The organism is Phyllobacterium sp. 1468 (assembly GCF_031455525.1).
Taxonomy (GTDB): Bacteria; Pseudomonadota; Alphaproteobacteria; order Rhizobiales; family Rhizobiaceae; genus Phyllobacterium.
On the sequence record NZ_JAVDSX010000006.1, the window covers coordinates 218713 to 239444 of the forward strand.

A 20732-nucleotide genomic window follows, 5' to 3' on the forward strand; every position below is an offset into this window, starting at 1 on the left:
GCGTCCTATCCCTTGGGCCGGACGATACAGCGGAAACCTAAATGCGAGATCGAGGTATCGACGGGCTGCGACATGCGCGCCGCCGGTCTGTAGCGCCGGCAATAGTTCGGTGCGCAAAGATGCGAGCCGCCCTTGGTCACCCTTCGCGCGACCTTCATAGCGGGTTGACGCGGATCGAAGCTTTCCTCAAGCGTGCCGCCACGCGGATTGTCTGCCGTGCAACAAGGGCTCGTTATCCTGCCGTGCTCTCGATACCAGTCGGTGGTCCATTCCCAGACATTGCCGGCCATGTCGAATAGCCCGTAGCCATTGGCTGGAAATGACCCCACCGGTGACGTGTACTCGTATCCATCGTCGAGCGTGTTCCGGTAAGGGAAATTGCCCTGCCAGGTATTGGCCATGTGCTTTCCACCCGGGGTAAACTCATCACCCCAGACATAGTCGGCCCCGTCCAGACCACCGCGGGCCGCATATTCCCATTCGGCTTCGGTGGGCAATTCCTTGCCGGCCCAGCTGCAGTAGGCTTCGACATCTTCGTAGGCGACATGAACGACGGGATGATCGCCAAGCTTCTTGATTGTGCTCGCGGGACCCCGCGGGTTGCGCCAGCTGGCGCCGCGTACATAGACCCACCAATTGAAATGATTGCTCATGTCGACTGGAGACGAGGGCTTCTTGAACATCGTTGAGGATGGCGCCAGCATTTCCGGCAAGGCGCCCGGATAGTCTTCTGGATTGGCCGGTCTTTCAGCCAGCGTCACATAACCGGTCGCCTCGACAAAACGGACAAAGTCGCGGTTGGTTACCGTAAACTTGTCCATCCAGAAACCATTGACCCGGACGGGGTGCGCTGGGGCTTCCTCGGGGTAGTGGTTGTCCGAACCCATTTGAAATTCGCCGCCCGGAATCCACACCATATTGTCGAAAGGAGCGGCCCTGCTTTGGGTTTGTTCCGGTTGATCGAGCATCATTTCATCTCCGGACGAAGCGCATGAATGCGAGTGCGCCATCTCACATAGGGTATCGAGACGATAGCACCAATGACAAGATGGTAAAGCACGACCGCCATGACGGCCTTCTCGTCGGGAAAATTCAAGTTTGCTATGGCCAGCGCAACACCGGGATGCCGCGTTCCCGTGGCCAGCGCAAGTACAGTACGGTCATCCGGATTGGGACCACCCAGGAAGTGACCGAGGGCAACGCCAATGAGCGTGAACAGCACGAGCATAATGACAACTCCGTTTCCGACCAGAGCCCAGATGGCATACGAGGCGATGAACAGGACCGGTAGGACGGCGACGATCAAAAGCAGCGTTGCAAAACGGGAGGTCGGGCGTTCGATGCGGCTTGCAAGGTCAGGCGTAAAGTGGCGGAGGGCAACGCCCGCTACCAACGGAACGATTATGGAGATCAGCACCACGGAAGCGATAGCGCTTGCGGGTTCGTCCATATCGATGTTGAACGAACTCCCGAGGAGATTGATGGCGAGGGGAACGAGCACAATCGAAACCAGTGCCGTCGCTACCAGCAGGCCGATTGTATAGGAGGCCGAGCCGCCGGCCTTTTCCTGCTTTCCCGGCAGCACCGGCGGAACCGGAGAAATGGCAAGCGTAACGAGCGCGATCTTGATGGCGGGGTGGAGATCGAACAGCAACGACAACACCACCGCAACCGCCAGCATGCAAATATTCATGGAAAGGATTGAACGGACGAAGAGACTTGGTCTGCGGAATAGATGCGTCACGTCATCGAAGGTCGCACGCAAGCCAAGTGCGAAGACAATGAGAAACATACTCGCATTGATCGCGAATCCGATGATCTGCGTCAGCGTCATGTCTCTTTCCCTGGCCGATTGACGGGTGGCGGGCGGCCGTCTTGCGAAGCTGCCCGTAATAATCTCTAATTGAACTTGCCGCTGGCAGCTTCGGACATTTTTGCGAGTGCATCATCTATGGTGAAGCTCGCTGCCTTCTGACTCGGCGGAAAATCCTTGAACGTTGCTGCAAATCTGTCGGCAATCGTGTATGCGCCGAACAGGATGTAGTCGTGGTGCAGGAACCAGTCATAATACGTGTTCGATGTGATGTCGGCACGCTCGTATGGGTCCGTCCTGAGATTGAACAGCTTCGGAAGTCGCAGCGGCGTGAATGGCTCCGCCCAAATCCGCATCGTACCCTGGCAGCGCTGTTCCATGAACACGACTTTCCAATTGTCGTAGCGGATACCGAGAACGTCGCCGTCGTCGCTGAAATAGACAAAGAGCTTGCGCGGGCTGCTGCTTTCTTCGCCCGTCAGGTACGGTAGCAGATTATACCCGTCGATATGGTTCTTGAATGGCTTGCCGTTGGCGGAATAGCCCTTCTTGAGCTTGTCCATCACGTCGGGATCGCCTGCCATGGCGAGGAAGGTCGGCAACCAGTCATGGTGCTGGACGATTTCGTTCGATACCGAGCCCGCCTTGATCTTCCCTGGCCAACGTACAAGCAGCGGAACACGGAAGGCACCCTCCCAATTGGAGTTCTTCTCGCTGCGAAATGGCGTCATGCCTCCATCCGGCCACGAGTTCATGTGTGGTCCGTTGTCGGTCGAATACATGACGAACGTATCTTCGGCGATGCCAAGCTCGTCGAGATAGTCGAGCATGTCGCCGACGTTCTTGTCATGATCGATCATCGTATCATGATAGGGAGACTGCCAGCGTCCGGCCTGTCCGAGACTCGACTTCTTCGTATGGGTGAACAGGTGCATGTGCGTGGTATTGAGCCAAACGAAAAATGGCTTCCCGGCCTTGTTCTGGCGCTTGATGAAATCCTTGGCCGCATCGACGAAGTCTTCGTCGCAGGTTTCCATGCGCTTGGTTGTAAGCGGTCCGGTATCCTTTATCTTCTGCTTGCCCACTCTGCCCCAGCGCTTTTCTTCCGTTGGATCGTCCTTGTCCTGCGCCCAGGAATGGAGCACGCCGCGCGGTCCAATGCTCGCTCGCAGGCCGGGGAAGTCCTTCTCCGGGAAGTAGTCGTACATTTCCGGCTCTTCCTCGGCATTGAGGTGATAAAGATTGCCGTAGAATTCATCGAAACCATGGACCGTCGGCAGGAACTTGTTGAGATCTCCCAGGTGGTTCTTGCCGAACTGTCCTGTCGCATAGCCCTGGTTCTTCAACAGGTCCGCGATTGTCACGATCTCGGGCTGAAGCCCGGCCGAAGCGCCAGGAATGCCTACTTTGGAAAGACCCGTTCGGTAAGCGCTCTGGCCGGTGATGAAGGACGATCTTCCGGCTGTACAGGATTGTTCACCATAGCTGTCGGTAAACATCATGCCTTCCTTCGCGAGGCGATCGATATTGGGCGTCTGATACCCCATGAGACCGCGGCTGTAGCAGCTCAGATTGGAGATGCCGATATCGTCACCCCAAATGACGAGAATATTGGGTTGACCGCCACCCTTCTTTGGTTTGCCACTCTTTTTATCTTTAGCCAATTGCATAACTCCTCTTGAACGACTTGGGGAATCAGCTGCCCGTTCCATCCCGAAATGGGCCCATGTCAAAAACCATGCTCGCGACAGCGAAGAGACCGATCAGGAGCAGGATAACTGCCGTCACAAGTGTGTACGAAACCGGGTAGCGGCTCTCCCCGTGAATGATGCCATCCGCTACCATTTTCTCCCGGGTACGTCGCAGTTCGAGCATGAACTGCGTGTGGTAGATGATGCCGATCACAAGCATGCATATGCCGAGAAGGACCAGCGCCAGTCCGAAACTGCGCGGAGCCCCGGCATGGGTGAGGGTGCCCGCATCGCGCAACTTCTCGAAGAACTGGAATATTGTGAATCCGAAGCCAATCAGTGAAAGGGACGTGCGGATCACCGACATCAAGGTGCGGTCGGCGCTCATCCGTGTCCGCTGGAATGACATTCCGGTACGCCGCGCGGACAAGTCCACCGAAATCATATCGGGCGGGGATTTTGAATTCGCGTGTTCCATGAGTGCGTTGGCCTGGTTCGTCGCGGACACGTTCGCCACCGGACTGCCGGTTTGTAAGTACGTAACGGTAACAAAGGCGGGGCCAGAAACGACCAGGCCATACCTCCACGTTGAACATGATCAGAATATTTTCCGCCCCTTAGGACCTGTCCCTGCGGTTTTTACCGTAACGTACTCCCGCGGCGAGCATCAATTATGCACTATCGTCGGACAGAAACCGGGCGTTCTGCAACTGCCGGTTCGCCTGCCTTTGGCGGCATATAGCTCGAATGGCTTAGTTCAAGACGAAAGCGGAGGTTCAGCATCGGCAATGTCAACGGCTTCATCCCAAAGGGGGCTCTGGAAATTGATGCTCAAACTGCCGGCGATGCGCGGGCAGTTGCAGATGCTCAGTACCCGGAATTCCACTTTGGTAAGCCTCTGCGATGCCTTCGACGAAGCGAGTTCAACTCTTGACCGCCTGCGGAGAAATGGCTCCTCGGACGACAGACTGCTGGTGGAATACGAGACCCTGTGTTCCGATATCGAAAACGAAGTTATTGATATTTGCATTGCCGCGCGCAGCAAAATGCCTTGACCAATCAATCTGACGTAGCTCTTTGTTTCCTGATCAATCCTGTTTAAACTAAGTGTCTCAGTATAATTCCGGTACAACCTGGGGTATTCACCCTATGGCTTCTTGTCCTGTTCCGTTCAATTCTATTCCAGGCTGAAGCACGGGGGTCTGCCATGGAAGTTGACGTCAATATCGACGCAACGGAAACCGAAGAGGTCACTGAACAGGAAGCGAAGCAGGAATTGGACAGGCTCTTGTCCGATCCCCAGTTTCACTCGACCGATCGCAACAGGAATTTCCTGCGATTTGTAGCCAGCGAAATGTTCGAGGGTCGTGCCGCTGCGGTGAAGGCCTATACGATCGCGGTCGATGTGTTCGGCCGTCCCTGCAGTTTTGATCCCACCACGGATCCAATCGTTCGCATAGAAGCGACACGGCTTCGCGCCTCTCTTGCCCAATATTATGAGGCTCACGCCGAAGAAGGCAGCGTCCGCATCGAGCTGCCGCGCGGACGGTATATTCCTGTTTTCACCAAGGCCGCACCCCAGGCTGAAACTATCGATGAGGCGGACCTTGTTGATGCGCCCGAAACGGGCAGGACAAATTCCGGCTGGAAGAGCAGGATCTCCGACCGGCGGCTCGTTCTCGCGGGGCTTGTGGCGGCCACTTGCGGTTTCCTGTGGTTCCTTGCCGGAAGGGGACCTGTCTATTCGGAAAAGCCGAATGTTGCGATCGAGATGAAATTGGCCGGTGACCAGACGGACATCGAGGCTGGACTGATCCGCGATTACCTGATGACGGCCCTGTCGCAATATCAGACGCTCAAGCTTGCTGCAGGAGACCTGGGATCGGAAACGGGCGGGATCCGATCGGCAGCCGGGTCCCTGTTCGGGGCCCAGAGCCGAATGGATAGTCGCTACGATGTGATCCTCAAATATCACCCTGACGACCACGCCCATGCGGTGTGGTGGCAGGTTGTCAATCCTGCGACGGGAGAGGCCCTGCGTTCCGGAGTCGAGCGCGTCGAGGTCGACAGAAGGTCGGGTATCGACGTTCGCTACGAACTGATTACGGACCTCGCAAACCGGTTCGCCGGCACACGCGGCGTGATCAACGGCCTGGAGTTGACGCGTGAACTGAGGTCGCCGACCTTTGGCAATGGCTGCGTCCTGCGGTCTGCCGTGGCTCTGGAACAGCTTGATACCGGCCTGTTGCATGAGGTGCAAACTTGCCTCGGTACATCACTGCTGGACGCACCGAACAATCCAGACATCAACGCCGAACTCGCAATCGTCAATCTTGAGCTGGAGGCGCCTGAAGCGCCGACCGAATTGACTGCGCAGGCGCTCACGCTGGCAAACAAAGCCGTTTCGCTCGCCCCTACGTCCGACCGCGCCGGATATGCCCAAATGCTGGCACAATTCCGCAACGGTCAGACGGAAGCGTCGTTCGTGTCCGGATATCGTGCGATGGGACTTAATCCGGGCAACAGCCTCATCCCGGCCCGGCTGGGAACGATGCTTTTCGCCGTAGGCAGATGGGCGGAAGGTGTGGGAATGGCAGTCAAGGCCGGGATGATCGACGGCGCCGCGCCCAGCGAGGCAGGGCTAACGCTTGCGCTTGATGCTTACCGGCGCGGAGAATTTGCGGAAGCGCTGCTCCGCGTGCAGCAGATGGGCAGGTCGGAAAACTATATTGCCAACATTCTCGAACTTGCAGCAGCGGGCCAGATGAAGAATGCCGCAGATATTAGCGAAGCGGCAAAACAGCTGAACGCCAGGCGCAAGCACTTCCCCGCATCGTTCCGCTCCGATATGGCTGCCCGCCACTATTCGCCGGAGATCGTCGACAAGCTTGGCGCCGGCTTGACGAAGGCAGGTTTTGTCCTGCCTGCTCCGGTGGCTGACGCATCCAACTAGACGTCCGTTGGCACGAAACCTGGTGGGTTCACTTCCAACGTTCGATTTTCGTTACCTTGCTGTTGGTAGCGTTCATGGTCAGGCTGTATTGCGCGAACGTCGTTTGGTCGTCGCAGGTGACCTGCACGATCGTGGGGCCGCCTGCGGATCGCACCTTGTCGATCCTGGCATCGGTGATCTTGTCGCACCAGAACCCCGCATTGCGGATGGCGCGGGCCGTTTGCCGCTGGAGCATGCGCGATTGCAGCGGCTCGGCTGCGGCGATCTCGGAGGCGCAGAGCAGGATCAAAAGAGCTGGCAGTAGGCGTATCATGCAGTAAACCTGTTTTCAGCGTTTTTTGCCGGGATCGGCGCGAGAAACGCCCTCAGGCGACAAAGATGCGTCGAGGTCGCATTTCTTGCAACGATGTTACTGTAACATCGTTGCTGCAGGCGCTATTTTGGACCAGAATCGCCAAGGGCAGGGGGTTGCCTCCCTTCCCCTTGCCCCGCCCGGGCGGGACCGGCGATTGACGAATTCGCTCTCCCTTGCACCCACCGCGAAGTCGGGCAGTTACGGACACGCTCGGGCCCCCTCTTTGCTCAGTAACTAAGCTCGGGCGTGGGTGGCTTGCTGTTCAGGGTCTCGTTCACCCTGTCGGATTTGGGGCGTCTATATTCGATCTTGTTGCCCTCCAGCACGGTGAGCGGCGCGCTCACGGTTGTCGCTGCAACCTTGCCCACCGTACCGACGCCTCCCGCCACGACCGCCGTCACGCCGTCAGCGAAGGAAACGTCTGAATCGGTAAGCGTCTGTCCTGTCACGAGCCGCTGTCCGATGAGCTGGACGATGTCCGGACTTTCGGCGAATTTGCCGTGGCGCAGTCCGTCACCGGTTTTGATCTGGGTCAGATCCACGACGGTTATTCCGGCCGCTTCCAGCTTGGTCTTGTAAGGCTCCGCCGCCGGATTGATCGCACCGAGACGATCGACGTCGCCCGAGATCAACCGCGACACCTTCAAGGCCCTGTCGTCCTGCGACACGAAGATGGTGATTTTCGGCTTGTCCTTGCCGAGCTCGTTCCATTGCCTCGCGAAGACATCGACATCGATATCGGGTGAGGCAAGGATCACGTTCTTTATCTTGGGCTGCACCCGGCCGTCGCGTATCGCCATCTGCCGCAGCGATTCCATGGCGAGCCATGTTCCCATCGAGTGGGCCATGACCGTGATTTCCTTGACGTCCTTGTCCTTGGCAAGCGTTTGCAGGCCCTGTTCAAGCGCAGTCCGCGAGAAGTTGGTGCTCTCCTTGTCGTAATTATAATCGAAGACGCGTGCCCTCGAGGGCCAGGTGAACAGGATTGGCGTCACCTGCGCCTTGGAATCGTGGATGATCTGGGCGAAGCGGAAAACCGAATCTTCATAGCGGTTGTTGAAACCATGGACGAAGACCATCGCATGGCCGTTAACGACGTGCTGGCGGAACCAGGCGCGTCCCTCGTCCGTGGAATGCAGTTGCCGCACTTTTGTCACGGCAAAGTCCGTTTCCGGGTTCGGCGGTACCTTTTTCGGCCACTGCACCGTTCCCGGTTTGCGCCTGGCATCGGAAGGGATAGATACGGTGATATCCGTCAAATAAGGCGTCGGGCTGCGCTCCCCGGTAAACAGCGTCGCCGGATCGTGCGAGGGTACACGGCTGGTAACGACGAGCATGTCGACTGTTGAACCACCGGTTGCACCCGTTATGGCCACCGGCGTCATTACGCCTCTGGCATGCCCCGCGCAACCGGCCAATGCGAGCGTGAGTATGAATCCGAGCACTGGCAAGGCGGCGACGCGACGGCGGGGTGCCTGCGGAAATTCAGTCGCTCCGGAGATGTAATTCATGTCGATGCTTTCGCTCGAGGAAATTGCGGCGGGTGAGTGATGGTAGTGCTTGACCATTTTGCGCGAAACCATCGTCAAGCCTCGATCAACCGGTTTCTTATGGCATATCGAACAAGGGCCGCGGTGGATTTGGCATCCAGTTTCCGCATCGCGGCCGCGCGGTGGCTTTCGACGGTCTTCTCACTAAGGCCAAGCACCGCTGCCGTCTCCTTGTTGCTATGGCCTTCGGCGATCAGTTTGACCACTGCGGTTTCACGCGAGGTGAGAATACTCGACGTAGCATCGGATTTAGCGAGATAGGATGACACGAGCATGTCAGACACCGTCTTGGTAAAGAACGGCTGGCGGTGCTCCAATGCTTCCACTGCCTGGATGAGATACTGCGTGGCATCGGACTTCAGCAAATAGCCGCGCACGCCCGCTTCAAGTATGTTGCGCAGCAAAGCTTCATTATCGTGCTGGGTAAATATCAGGACTTCGGTCTTCGGGCTGTGCAGCCGGATTTGCCGCGCCGCTTCCACACCGTTGATGAAGGGCAAGGCATAATCGAGAATGGCTATTTCCGGTTCGGTCAGTCGCGCCTGCCCGACAGCGTCGCGCCCGTCGGCTGCTTCGCCGACGATTTCCCAGCGATCCCGCTTCGACAGGATCGCTTTCACGCCTTGCCGGACGATCTCATGGTCATCCGCGATCAGAATCCTTGTCATACTACCCCACGCGTCCGAATGGACCCTCTAAGTTTTACACCGGAAACGCTCTTCCGGCAAAAATTAACAGTTACGTACTTACGATAATGCAATCGATGCTTGCTAATGCCGATCATATCATGTGGGAGCGTGGCAGATGAGGCAACGATTAACGAGGCTCGGTCAATTTGCGGGATTGGTCCTGTCAGTCTGGATGACGTTTCCCGCGGCTTCAATCGCAGCCGATCTGGTTGTGGCCATGCCGAATTGGCCGTCGGGCCAGGTGACCGCAAATATCATCAAGACAGCCCTCGAAGCGAACATGCACAAGAGCGTCGACGTCGAGGAGATGGGGACGATGACCGCTTTCGCCGGACTTGCTTCCGGGGAGGTCGATGTCCATCCGGAGGTCTGGCTGCCGAACCTCAATTCGCTGGTGGAAAAATATGGCGATAAAGTTCAGCTTGCGGATTTCGGCGTTCCCGCCTGGCAGGGAATTTGTACCACCAAGCAAACAGTTGATAAAACGGGAATTCATTCAGTCGCCGACCTTCTCGATCCGAAAAAAACCGCGGCCTTCGACACGGACGGCGACGGCCAGGGAGAGATGTGGATTGGCGCCGAGACATGGTCATCCACGGTCATCGAACGAATCCGGGCCAACAGTTATGGTTATGCCAAGACAATGCGGCTTCTTGAAATGCCTGAGGAAATGGGCATGGCGGCGGTCGATGCTGCCGAGGCGACGGACAAGCCGATCATATTTGCGTGCTACAGCCCCCATGTCGTCTTCAAGCTGCATGACATCGTCAAGCTTGAAGAGCCCGCGCACGACGCGTCCAAGTGGCATGTAATCCTGCCTGCGGACGATCCCGACTGGCTGGCCAAATCGAGTGCACCTGTCGCCTGGGATGCCGCGCGCTTCCACATCGCTTACGCTAAGGCATTGGCTACGAAGAGTCCGGAAGTGACCAAGTTCCTTGAAAACATCGATTTCACGCCCGACGAAATCACCGAGATGAGCTATGCGGTCGAAGTCGACCGTCAACCGCCAGCCGACTACGCCAAGGCATGGGTCGGAAAACATGCGGACCGGGTGCAAAAATGGTTGAAGGGGACGGCGAAATGAAAAGAAGGTCCGCATCGTTTCTTGGCATGCACTCAGCCGTTTTTCTGGCTGCAGCAGGGTTATTCATTGGTGGTATCGCGGCGGGACTGGCCCAGGTTCCAAAGACGCAGATCTACGATACGAAGACCCGGACCTGGATCGCCTATGACAGCAAAAAAGCCCGCAAATATTACGCGGCGAACGGTCAGGTGCCCGAGGCATTCCGCAAGCAGATGGTTCCGTTCCGGACGGCTGAAAAACCGGGAACCATCATCATCGATGGCAACCAGCATTTCCTTTATCTCGTCAAAGGCGGTGGTCAAGCCATCCGGTACGGCATCGGCGTCGGCCGGGACGGTTTCGGATGGGCGGGTATAGTACGCGTCGGGCGCATAGCCGAATGGCCAACCTGGACGCCGCCCGCCGAGATGGTGGCGCGCGACCCGAATGCCGTGAAATTTGCAGGGGGAATGCCCGGCGGTCCCGACAATCCGCTCGGAGCCCGAGCGCTTTATCTCTATGAGGGCGATCAGGATACGATCTATCGCATCCACGGGACGCCGGAGCCCTGGTCTATCGGGCTCAATGTGTCGTCGGGCTGCATCAGAATGAACAATGAAGACATTGTCGATCTGGCTTCACAGATTCAGGTCGGAGCGAAAGTGATCGTGCTCATGCAGGGCGCGTCACTCTACAAGGGTGTTTGAGCAGCAAAGTCAGGGGGAAAACGATGCTTTGCAAATCGGGTCGAGGACATTTGAGAAATATCAGCTTCCTTACGGTTGCGAGTGGAATATTGGCGCTGGCAGGATGTATGTCGGACAACAGCCCCACACCCGAAAACATGGCAAGAAACACCGCGCAGACGGCACCAGCCGATTTGCAACTGGCCTGCGCCAGCGCTTCGGCGACAAAGTTTGGCGGCGACAGCGCGACGGTTCTTCCCGTGAGTTCGGCCGCGGTGGATGGCGGAAAATATCAGATCATCCTCGACTCCAAAGGTCAGCGTTCGACTTGCCTGATCGATTCCGCCGGAGCCGTCCTGTCTGTGGAAAAGGTTTGATGCCCTAGCGAACCGATTGCACGCAATTACCGGGGTGCCGCACGTCGTCAGAAACGTGGAATTTGAGGAGAGCCGCTATGTCATTGCACCAAAAAACGATTGCCGTGGTCGCTTCGGCAGCGCTGCTGATGTGCGGGCCGGGCATGCAGGCTTGGACGCAGACGCAACCGGCGCCCGCCGCAACAGCGCCTGCCGCACCCGTGGCACCGGCGCCCGCACTCCTGACTGCGGCAGAGCTGCAAACGCTGACGGCGCGCATCGCGCTCTATCCCGACGACCTTGTGGCCCTCGTGCTTTCGGCCGCGCTCAACCCTCTTCAGATCGTCCAGGCGGCGCGGTTTCAGGATCAGGCAAAAGCAAAGCCGGATGCGAAACCCGATCCGTCTTGGGACGGAAGCGTCATATCGCTTCTCAACTATCCAACAGTACTGACGATGATGAACGACGATCTCGAATGGACTCAGCAATTGGGCGAGGCGGTCGTCAATCAGCAAAAAGATCTGCTTGTGGCGATACAGGAACTCCGCGACAAGGCAGTGGACAATGGTACGATCAAGTCAAATGACAAGGTTGTCGTAGAGACAAACGACGACGACAACGTTGTCATCCGCCCAGCCAAGAAGGAGGTGACGTATGTCCCGACCTACGACCCCGTCATCCTGACCAGCCCGACCTATGTTGCGACAGCCCCGATCGTTTATGGCGATCCTTATCCTTCGTACTATTACCCATATGCGCCCTATTGGAGCGGATTTATCACGGGAGCAGTTTTTGGCGCTGCAATCGACTGGGATAATTGGCATTCATGGGGAGGCAACGACGTCGACATCAACATTGGCGACATCAATCGCAACGATTTTCACTTTGACAAAAACAATATCAACAACCTCAATTTCGACAGCAGCAAATTCAATTTCGACCGGGATTCCATTGCGAATAATGTTCGCGAGAACAGGGGAAACCGGCTTGATCTAAGGGAAAACGGCGGCCAGCTCGGCAACCTCGGTAACCTTGGCGGACTCGCCGGTGCCGGGCTTGCAGGCGCCGCGGGTGGCGCACTCGGATCAAGGATCCAGAGCAGCGATGTGCGCCGCGATGTCCAGAACCAGCTGAAGCAAAGGGATGGCGGCAATTTTGCCGGCAATCGCCCTGGTCAAGGGGCAAATCGCCCGGCCAATCGCGATATCGGGCAAGGAGCGGGAGCGGGTAACCGCAACATCGGACAAGGCGCCGGCGCCGCCAATCGCCCGAATCGGGACAGGCCAAATGCAAACCGTCCCGATCGCCCGCGGCAACAGCCGACAGGCGGCCGCGTCGATAATCGTCCGAGGCAGCCAAGCGCTCTCGGCAATTATGGCTCTGGCCGGGATGCCCGCGCCTCGTCCCAGCGCGGCAATGCTAGCCTGGGTGGCGGCGGCGGACGTCCCAGGGTCCAGGGTGGCGGTGGTTCCAGGGTCCAGGGCGGGGGAGGACGCCCGAGATTCCAGGGTGGCGGCGGAGGCAGAGGCGGCGGAGGCCGGGGTGGCGGAGGCCGCGGTCGTCGGTGACCTGTCGAAGCCATCACCATTCCTTGTGAAGGGATCAGGAAAATGTATCGCTCAACTTTGAAAATACTTCTCGCTTCTGCCTTTCTTTCGATGGCGGCAACGTCTCCCTTGATCGCGGCGGAGCCTTCGCTTCAACGTTTCGTTGGCGCAAAGCCGGAAACCTTCAAGGAACCGGGAGATGCGCTTGATGCTCTGAAGAAAGATCTCGGTGCCAAGGATGCAGACGCTTTGGCCAAGGTTCTTGGTCTGAATGCCGAAGCGGCCAAGAAATCAGACGACTTCGATGATCGTCTGACCGACCTCCAGAAGGCCTCCACGGAACGCGCCGAACTGAAAGACCGGAAAGACGGCAGCAAGGAAGTTGTCCTCGGAAATCTTGCCTGGCCATTTCCGTTTCCCTTGGTCAAGCAGGACGCCGGCTGGCAGTTCGATACGCAAAAGGGGCTCGAGGAGATTCTGGCGCGGCGGATCGGCGAGAATGAAAACGAGGCATTAGAGACGTTGCGTAATTATATCCTCGCCCAAACTGCCTACGCGCAGGAGGATCATGATGGTGATGGCGTGCTCGAATTTGCTCAGAAGCTGATCAGCGAGGAGGGCAAGCACGACGGTCTTTACTGGAAATCGGACGGCGGCGAGGAAAGCCCTGCCGGCAGTTTCGGAGATGATGCCAAGATCGAAGCCAGCGCGAAGTCAGACCGCGGTTATTTCGGCTATCGCTACCGGATACTCAAAGGCCAGGGCAGCAACATTGCCGGCGGCAAGTATGATTTTGTCATCAATGGCAACATGATCGCCGGACATGCTTTGATCGCCTGGCCCGCAATATATGGCGAAACCGGTATCAAGACTTTCGTCGTCAGTCATCATGGGACTATTTACGAAAAGGATCTCGGACCGGCTACCGACAAGATGGTTAAGGAGATAAGATCGTTCAATCCGGATCAAACATGGGATTCGGTTGACGACTGATCGCGACGTTCAAAAGGGGGACAGCGATGAAACTTTTCAATACTTTGGCACCGGCGCTTGCGGCGGGTTTGCTGTTTGCAAGCCCGGTCTCGGCGGCCGACATTACCTCGCCAATGGCGCCGGAACTCAAGCAAATCGAAAAGGATGGTTGGACCTTTGCGGTCAGCCCCTATTTCTGGGCGGCGGGCATGTCGGGCGATTCGGGTCTGTTCGGCCTGCCGACAGTGCACATGGACATGAAATTTAGCGACATTCTCAAGGAGCTCGATTTTGCCGCCATGGCCATTGGCGAGGCGCGCTATGATCGCTACAGCATTTTCACCGATATCATGTACTCGAAGATCTCCAGTGGCCGGGGCACGCCGCGAGGGATTATCGCGGACAATGTCAGCGTGACCTCCGAAACCTTTGCCGGGCTCGTCGGCGCGGGGTATTCCGTGCTGCAGAGCGACAGAGGCAACCTCGATGTTGTCGCCGGGTTGAGGGTCTGGAATGCAAGCACCGAGATTGCGTTTAGCGGCGGCATTCTCGATGGTGTGAAGCGTGAAGACAGCGCGACCTGGGTCGATGGCCTCGGCGGCATACGTGCCAAATATTCGATCACCGACAAGGTCTATTTTACCGGTTGGGGTCTTGTAGGCGGCGGCGGCGCCGATGTCGACTGGGATGTCGCCGGAGGCATCGGCTACAGTTTCAACGAAAAGGTTTCAGCCGTCGCCGGCTATCGGGCGCTCGGCGTCGACTACAGCAATGACGGTTTTGTCATGAACGTCGTCCAGCAGGGACCGATCTTCGGCGTCGTCATGCATTTCTGACAGCCAGGTCGGGCCCCGCCGCGAACAGGCGGGCAGGGCCCGAACATTACATGTCACACTTCTTGTAGGTGACATACATATTGTCGCCGAAGGGGTCGAACCGCTGAAAGGTGTTGGCATCGACGATCTTGAACGTCTGGGTCATGTCGCTTTCGATCATTGAATCGGTGCAGGACAACGTCGCCGACAGCCGGTCTTTCAGTTTCTTGACGCTCTTTGTCGTGCACACGGCGTTCGGCCCGGTGACCTTGCTGCCGCTGATCAGCAATCCCGTTGAAGTCGAAGCCGTCCGGTCCTTGAACTCGACCGTCTTGCCGGCTTTCTTGAATGTGTCCTCACACTTGGTTCCGTTCATGGTCCATGCGCCCTGCAGCTCCTTGATCGTTGCCGCCGCGACGCTCGTTGTCAGGCACAGGCCGAGGACACCGCCCGCCAATATGACTTTGCCGAATTTGCTCTTCATCGAATTGCTCCGGAATCCATTTCACCTCGACAACGATAGATGTTCGTCCGGGCGCTGGAAATGCGGCGGCGGCAAATATACGGCTACGATACGGTAAATGCGCCTCGTGTCTTAGGGAGCCGCAAGCAAAAGCACGAAGGCGATGAAGACGACCAGATGCACCATGCCGGTGAGCACGTTGGTGCGTCCCGTTCCGAAACTGTGGATGCTGATCGAAAGGATCAGCGCCAGCAGTACCGTATCGCCCGGCGAAAGGCCGAGCGTCAGTTCTCGCCCCGTGACAAGGCTTGCCATGCCGACTGCTGGAATCGTCAGCCCGATTGTCGCCAGGGCCGAACCGAGCGCAATGTTGAGGCTGCGCTGCAATTCATTGTTGAGCGCGGCACGAATGGCGGCCAGGCCTTCAGGCAGAAGCACCAGCGTCGCGATAAAGGCGCCGACGATGGCATCGCTCTGGGCAACATTCAGCGCGGCAAGGCCGTCCTCGATGCCGACGGCCACCTGTTCCGCGAGCAGGACAATGCCGACCAGTCCTGTCACCAGGAAAAATGCATTCGCGTAAAGTGCTCGCTTGGATGTATTTCCCGCATGAACACCGGCATAAGCGGCGCTTTCATCGAGAAAGTCATCGCGGTGTCGCACCGTCTGCGCAAACACGAAACTCGCGTAGAGCAGCACGGCGCAGAAGCTGACGAAGACGAGCTGCACCGGCGAAAAGCTGCCCGGGTCCGTCGAAAGTGTGTAATTGGGCAGAACGAGCGTCAGTACCGTCAAGGCGGTCAGAACCGAAAGGATGGCGCTTGTTCCCTGCCGTTTCAGATCCTGCTGGCGATGCAGCCATGCTCCAAGCGTAAGACACAGGCCGACGACACCGGCGCAGACGATCATCACCGTCGAGAAGACAGACTCGCGCGCCAGCGTCGGGTTGTTTTCGCCATGCAGCATCATCGAGACGATAATCGAAACCTCTACGGTCGTGACGGCAAAGGTTAGCAGCAGCGTCCCGTACGGCTGGCCAAGACGGAACGCCAGGGCTTCGGCATGTTCGAGGACGACGAATACGGTGACGAGCAGCACGCACAGGGTGAACAATGAAACCAGGATCGTAACCCAGGCATGACCTTTGCCCGCAACGCCAAAGAGCTGCAAAACAATGGCAAGTGCCAGCGCCCCCAGCGGTACCACATATGACGAAGCCGGCAGGTGACGCGAGATCATGAGCGCGAATCCAAATGAGCGACTTCCCGACACTAGAGTCTTTCATGCTTGGATGGAAACAGTTCTGTTTCCCGGATGGCGGGTTTCCGGTCCGGCCACAGGCCGACCGAAATCGCGTTCAGTAAGGCAGACCGACGTAGTTTTCCGCCAGCACCGTAGAAGCGGCGCGGGAATGGGTGAGATAGTCGAGTTCGGTCTCCTGGATCTTCTGGTCGAATTCCCCCGTATCCGGAAAACGATGCATCATCGTTGTCATCCACCAGGAAAAGCGCACCGCTTTCCAGACACGTGCAAGCGACCGCACCGAATATGCGTCGATGCCGCTGTCCGAACCATCGCGATAATATTCGGCAAGTCCGGAGAAAAGGTAATGGACGTCACTCGCCGCCAGATTAAGCCCCTTGGCTCCGGTTGGAGGCACAATGTGCGCCGCATCGCCGACGAGGAAAAGACGGCCGAAGCGCATGGGTTCCGCAACGAAGGAACGCAGGGGCGCGATTGACTTTTCAAACGAAGGTCCAGTTGTCACCGCGTCCGCGTGGTGGGGAGGCAGTCTGCGCCGCAGCTCGTCCCAGAAGCGATCGTCGCTCCAGTCCTCGATCTTCTGGTCGAGTGCACATTGCACATAGTAGCGGCTGCGGGTTGTGGAGCGCATGGAGCATAGCGCAAAGCCGCGCGGATGATTGGCATAGATCAGTTCGTGATTGACCGGCGGCACATCGGCAAGGATGCCCAGCCAGCCGAAGGGGTAGACCTTCTCGAAGACGCGCAGCGATTTTTCCGGGATGGATTTGCGGCTGACACCATGAAAACCATCGCAACCGGCAATGAAATCGCAGTCGATACGATGGGTGAGGCCGTCCTTTTCATAAGTGACGTAGGGCGAGTTGCCGTCGAAATCATGCGGCTGAACGTTGCTTGCATCATAGATGCTCCCGCCGCCGCTCTTTTCGCGATGTTCCATCAGGTCGCGGGTGAGCTCGGTCTGGCCGTAGACCATGACGCGCTTGCCGCCAGTAAGGCCGGTCAGGTCGATGCGATGATCGCGTCCGTCGAAAACAAGCGAAAAGCCATCATGCCGCAGCCCCTCGACATGCATCCTCGTGCCGGATTTCGCCCTGTCGATGAGGTCGACTGTGCCTTCCTCGAGAACCCCCGCGCGGACGCGGCCGAGGATATATTCCTTGCCGACGCGGTCGAGGACTATGTTGCTGATACCAGCATCACTCAAGAGCTGTCCGAGCAGCAGGCCGGATGGCCCCGAGCCTATTATGACGATCTGGGTACGCATTATCCCCCCGCATTTTTGGCTCAACTCTGTACCGGCGAGGCTCGGACAGCAAGCGAGATTTCGCGAACGGACCCTAACCCTTCACCGCACCTGCCGTCATGGAGCCGCTGATTTGCCGGTACATGATGATGCCGATGAGCATTGGCGGCAACGCGCCTACGATCATGACGGCCGACGCCGCGCCCCATTGAATGCCGCCGCCGCTCGCCGCAAAGAAGAAAGAAGCGCCGACTGTCATCGGCACGGCCCTGTTTGACGTCAGCATCAGTCCGAACAGGAATTCGTTCCACGCTGTGATGAACCCGAATATGAAGACCGTCGCCAGCGCCGGGCGGCAGACAGGGAACAACATCCCCTTCATGATTCCCCATCTGCTCATACCGTCCAGCTTTGCCGCCTCGTCGATCTCGATGGGAACTTCCGCGATCGCGTTGACGAATACGATCAGCGAAAGCGGCAGATTGACGATCGTCAGGATCAGCCCGAGGCCAAGCTGTGTATCGAGCAGGCCGGCAAACTGGAACATCATGTAAAGTGGGATCGCAAAGATGATGAGCGGCACTGCGCGCAGATTGACGATCAGCGGCATCAGGATCTTGCGGCCATATCTGCCGCGGGCAATGGCATAGGCTGCCGGAAAAGAAATGATCATGGCGAGCCCCGTGCCGATCAGTGACGCCGCCAGGCTGTTGAAGAGATAGGCGAAAATGTTCAACCGGTCGCTCACCCGCAGAACCGTCGCATAGTTTTCGAGGGTGGGGCTCGAAATCCAGAATCCCGGATTGACCGATATCTCCTTGCCGCTCTTGAACGAGGTGAGCAGCGTGACGATTACCGGAAAATTCAGGGCAAGAGCAGCCACGGCATAGACGATCCAGCGCAAGAGCCTAATCATGTAAGGCTGCCTTTCCCGCGGCGGGATAGCCATGTCAGGGCGTACAAACCAAGGAACGATGCCAGGAACAGAATGACGGAAGCGGCGATTGCCTTGCCGATGGCGCCTTGCTTGAAGAAGGCCTCGTAGATGTAGATCGGCAGCGATGTGGTTGAACCGCCGGGACCACTGCCGGTCAACGTATAGACATTGTCGAATACGCGAAATCCATCGATAAACCGGATGAAAAAAGTGAAGATGAGCGTGGGGCGCATCAGGGGCAATTCAATTGCAGTCAGGATTTGGCGAGCGGAAGCGCCATCGATAGCCGAGGCTTCGCGCACATCGTCCGGAATGGCCCGATAGGCGGTATAAAAGAGCAGCAGTGCGAAAGGTGTCCACTGCAATGTCTCGACGACGACAAGCGTCCAGAAGGCATTCTGCGCATTGAGGAATGATGGGCTATCGCCCAACCATAGATACAAATAATACGGAACCGGGCCGACGAACTCATGCAGCACGAGCCGGTACATCAGCCCGATCATCGCGGGCGCCACCATCAGTGGCAACATCAGGGGCGCCATGAGCCAGGAGCGCTTCTCGATGAGAGGCGAGAGGAATACGGCAAGCCCGAGACCGAGCACACATTCCAGAATTGCTGTGATCAGGCCGAAGCGCAGCGAAAACCAGCTGGCCCGCCAGAATTGCGCATCGCCGAGCACCTCGCCGTAATTTCCGAAACCGACGATTTCCGGGCTGCGCAAATTTGTGAAACTGACGTGAGAAAAGCTGTAGACAAGATCGATCAGGATCGGAAATCCGAGGAAAAGCAGGAGAAACCCGACCAGCGGGCTAGCAAAAACTCTCCAGCCTTTGTGGTGCAAATCGACCATGTTTTTCCTTTTACAAATGGTCTGGAACAGGATGCGTTGTTTTATCTCCCCCTTTGTGGGGGAGATGGCGCCTTCAGCATCTCAGCACCTGCTAAGTGCTAGAACTCGCGAGAGAAGGGGATTTGCTGCACTCATCCGCATCTACCGGCGCAACTATTGCTTCAGCAATTTCTCCATGCCAGCCTTTGTGTTGGCGAGCGCTTCGTCCAGGGTTTCCTGCCCCGACCAGTAGCCGGTGAATTCCTTCGCCTGCAGTTCGTAAACCGGGAAGGCATTGGCCGAGGTGGCTCCCGTCATGACATAGCCATAGGCGCCGGCATATTGACCGAGCGTAACCAGGTCCGGCCGCTCCTTGGCAATCTTTGCTGCCACATCCGGCAGGAGCGCAGGCGAACCGCCGCTGCGGGCATAAAGCAAGGCTGCGTCCTCGGTCGCGAGCCATTGCAGGAACTTCGCTGCACCTGGTTTGTTCTTGGCGTTCTTGTTGATACCAAGCCCGAGACCGTGAATATGGTCAGCCCGACCGGCGGAGCCCGCTGGCGGTGCAACGATACCGACATTCTCGGCGATCGCCGGAGATTTGGCGGGATCGCTGAGTTCGCTGGCAGCAGCATTCCATTGCAACGCCGTCGCCACCTGACCGGAGCCGAACGCGGCATTGGTTTCAGCATATTCATAGGATAGCGAATCCTTCGGCGAAGCACCCGCATCATAGAGCTTCTTGTAAAGCTCGAGCGCCGTCCGGTAGGCCGGAGAGTCGATGGTGATATTACCCGAAGCATCCATCCAGTCGCCGCCATTGGCACGGGCCACGGACTGCCACACCATGATATTGAAGAGGAGGTTCTTCATCTGCAGCACCGTACCGTAGCGCACGGGGCTTTCGGGATTTACGGACTTTGCGAAATAGAGTGCGGTCGCCGCCCAATCATCCCACGTCCAGCTGTCGGCCGCTTTCGGCTCGAGGGGCTTGCCGAGATATTTCTCGCTGATCTCGGCATATTTGGTCTTGGCTGCCGGGTCGGCGAGCAGGGCGTCGATAAGGTCCTTGCGATAATACATGAAATGCAGGGAGAGATCCGTCGGGACGCCGTATTGCTTGCCATCGAACTGCATGGTCTTCAAAACTGACTCGCCAAATACCTTGGCGGCATCCGGGCCAAGGTCGACCGGCTCCATGTAGGACGCGTAGCGGCCGATCGAATATGTCGCGAGAAGATTGATGTCGAAGGCGCTCGATCCGGCTGCCATGTCGGCCTGCAACTTGTCGTAGAAGCCATCACGGCTGTAGAAAAGAAGCTCGACCTTATCCGCGTCGGCAACGCCGCTTTGTGCGTTGTAAGCTTCAGCGACAGCGCGCAACGCGGTCTCTTCCGAACCGCCCGGCCAGCCAAGAACGGTAACCGCGGCGTTGGCGGCACCCAAGGACGTGGTGACCAGTGCAAGAGCCGATAAAGTGATTTTGGCTAGTTTAAGCAT

Annotated in this window: 21 protein-coding genes; 8 read left to right on the forward strand and 13 right to left on the reverse strand. The window is 57.6% G+C overall.

Annotated features, from left to right (window positions below):
- Positions 1-5: 5 nt before the first annotated feature.
- From J2X72_RS17700 to J2X72_RS17715, 4 genes are all read right to left on the reverse strand, one after another.
- Complete coding sequence (locus tag J2X72_RS17700) at positions 6-971, reverse strand: formylglycine-generating enzyme family protein (RefSeq protein ID WP_310074003.1); 966 nt, start codon at positions 969-971, stop codon at positions 6-8.
- On the reverse strand, positions 968-1834 hold the full coding sequence (locus tag J2X72_RS17705; protein WP_310074005.1) for a bile acid:sodium symporter: 867 nt from the start codon (positions 1832-1834) through the stop codon (positions 968-970). The genes J2X72_RS17700 and J2X72_RS17705 overlap by 4 nt, the downstream gene beginning before the upstream one ends.
- Before the next feature lie 65 nt (positions 1835-1899).
- The gene (locus tag J2X72_RS17710; protein WP_310074007.1) at positions 1900-3477 is read right to left on the reverse strand and encodes an arylsulfatase; all 1578 of its coding nucleotides are present in this window, start codon (positions 3475-3477) and stop codon (positions 1900-1902) included.
- Positions 3478-3508: 31 nt separating this feature from the next.
- A complete protein-coding gene (locus J2X72_RS17715; RefSeq protein ID WP_310074009.1) occupies positions 3509-3892 on the reverse strand; it encodes a DUF202 domain-containing protein in 384 nt (127 codons plus the stop codon).
- Here J2X72_RS17715 and J2X72_RS17720 point away from each other — a divergent pair.
- Both J2X72_RS17720 and J2X72_RS17725 read left to right on the forward strand, forming a co-directional pair.
- Positions 3855-4559, forward strand: coding sequence for a hypothetical protein (locus J2X72_RS17720; RefSeq protein ID WP_310074011.1), 705 nt, complete (start codon positions 3855-3857; stop codon positions 4557-4559). The two genes, J2X72_RS17715 and J2X72_RS17720, sit on opposite strands and share 38 nt — an antisense overlap.
- A 152-nt stretch (positions 4560-4711) precedes the next feature.
- Entirely contained in the window at positions 4712-6457 is a 1746-nt protein-coding gene (locus J2X72_RS17725; protein WP_310074014.1) for a hypothetical protein, read from the forward strand.
- Between the two features lie 28 nt (positions 6458-6485).
- Here the strand turns inward: J2X72_RS17725 and J2X72_RS17730 are convergent, their stop codons facing one another.
- The 3 genes from J2X72_RS17730 to J2X72_RS17740 form a co-directional block, all read right to left on the reverse strand.
- The gene (locus tag J2X72_RS17730) at positions 6486-6770 is read right to left on the reverse strand and encodes a hypothetical protein (protein WP_210002921.1); all 285 of its coding nucleotides are present in this window, start codon (positions 6768-6770) and stop codon (positions 6486-6488) included.
- A gap of 269 nt (positions 6771-7039) precedes the next feature.
- On the reverse strand, positions 7040-8395 hold the full coding sequence (locus tag J2X72_RS17735) for an alpha/beta hydrolase (RefSeq protein WP_310074016.1): 1356 nt from the start codon (positions 8393-8395) through the stop codon (positions 7040-7042).
- 2 nt (positions 8396-8397) lie between these two features.
- Positions 8398-9030: a response regulator transcription factor gene (locus J2X72_RS17740; RefSeq protein ID WP_112529153.1), complete on the reverse strand. Its 633-nt coding sequence runs from the start codon at positions 9028-9030 to the stop codon at positions 8398-8400.
- A gap of 136 nt (positions 9031-9166) precedes the next feature.
- On the opposite strand from J2X72_RS17740, the gene J2X72_RS17745 reads away from it, so the two are divergent.
- From J2X72_RS17745 to J2X72_RS17770, 6 genes are all read left to right on the forward strand, one after another.
- Positions 9167-10138, forward strand: coding sequence for a glycine betaine ABC transporter substrate-binding protein (locus tag J2X72_RS17745; protein ID WP_310074018.1), 972 nt, complete (start codon positions 9167-9169; stop codon positions 10136-10138).
- Positions 10135-10824, forward strand: a complete 690-nt coding sequence (locus J2X72_RS17750) for a L,D-transpeptidase (RefSeq protein WP_405044736.1) — start codon at positions 10135-10137, stop codon at positions 10822-10824. The genes J2X72_RS17745 and J2X72_RS17750 overlap by 4 nt, the downstream gene beginning before the upstream one ends.
- A 107-nt stretch (positions 10825-10931) precedes the next feature.
- Positions 10932-11180, forward strand: coding sequence for a hypothetical protein (locus J2X72_RS17755; RefSeq protein WP_310074019.1), 249 nt, complete (start codon positions 10932-10934; stop codon positions 11178-11180).
- A gap of 77 nt (positions 11181-11257) precedes the next feature.
- Positions 11258-12727 (forward strand): DUF3300 domain-containing protein, encoded by a 1470-nt coding sequence (locus J2X72_RS17760; protein ID WP_210002923.1) that lies wholly within the window; start codon positions 11258-11260, stop codon positions 12725-12727.
- Positions 12728-12769: 42 nt separating this feature from the next.
- Positions 12770-13699, forward strand: a complete 930-nt coding sequence (locus J2X72_RS17765) for a DUF2950 family protein (protein WP_310074020.1) — start codon at positions 12770-12772, stop codon at positions 13697-13699.
- A gap of 26 nt (positions 13700-13725) precedes the next feature.
- On the forward strand, positions 13726-14514 hold the full coding sequence (locus tag J2X72_RS17770; RefSeq protein WP_210002925.1) for a DUF481 domain-containing protein: 789 nt from the start codon (positions 13726-13728) through the stop codon (positions 14512-14514).
- Between the two features lie 46 nt (positions 14515-14560).
- On the opposite strand, the gene J2X72_RS17775 is transcribed toward J2X72_RS17770, so the two are convergent.
- The 6 genes from J2X72_RS17775 to J2X72_RS17800 form a co-directional block, all read right to left on the reverse strand.
- A complete protein-coding gene (locus J2X72_RS17775) occupies positions 14561-14977 on the reverse strand; it encodes a hypothetical protein (RefSeq protein WP_310074021.1) in 417 nt (138 codons plus the stop codon).
- Between the two features lie 111 nt (positions 14978-15088).
- Complete coding sequence (locus J2X72_RS17780; protein ID WP_310074022.1) at positions 15089-16195, reverse strand: ionic transporter; 1107 nt, start codon at positions 16193-16195, stop codon at positions 15089-15091.
- Positions 16196-16313: 118 nt separating this feature from the next.
- Positions 16314-17486 carry a 4-hydroxybenzoate 3-monooxygenase gene (pobA, locus tag J2X72_RS17785; protein ID WP_310074023.1) on the reverse strand — a complete coding sequence of 391 codons (1173 nt, stop codon included), beginning with the start codon at positions 17484-17486 and terminating at the stop codon, positions 16314-16316.
- Between the two features lie 73 nt (positions 17487-17559).
- The gene (locus tag J2X72_RS17790; RefSeq protein ID WP_310074024.1) at positions 17560-18381 is read right to left on the reverse strand and encodes a carbohydrate ABC transporter permease; all 822 of its coding nucleotides are present in this window, start codon (positions 18379-18381) and stop codon (positions 17560-17562) included.
- Positions 18378-19253, reverse strand: a complete 876-nt coding sequence (locus J2X72_RS17795; protein WP_310074026.1) for a sugar ABC transporter permease — start codon at positions 19251-19253, stop codon at positions 18378-18380. The genes J2X72_RS17790 and J2X72_RS17795 overlap by 4 nt, the downstream gene beginning before the upstream one ends.
- Positions 19254-19406: 153 nt before the next feature.
- Positions 19407-20732 (reverse strand): sugar ABC transporter substrate-binding protein, encoded by a 1326-nt coding sequence (locus J2X72_RS17800; protein WP_310074028.1) that lies wholly within the window; start codon positions 20730-20732, stop codon positions 19407-19409.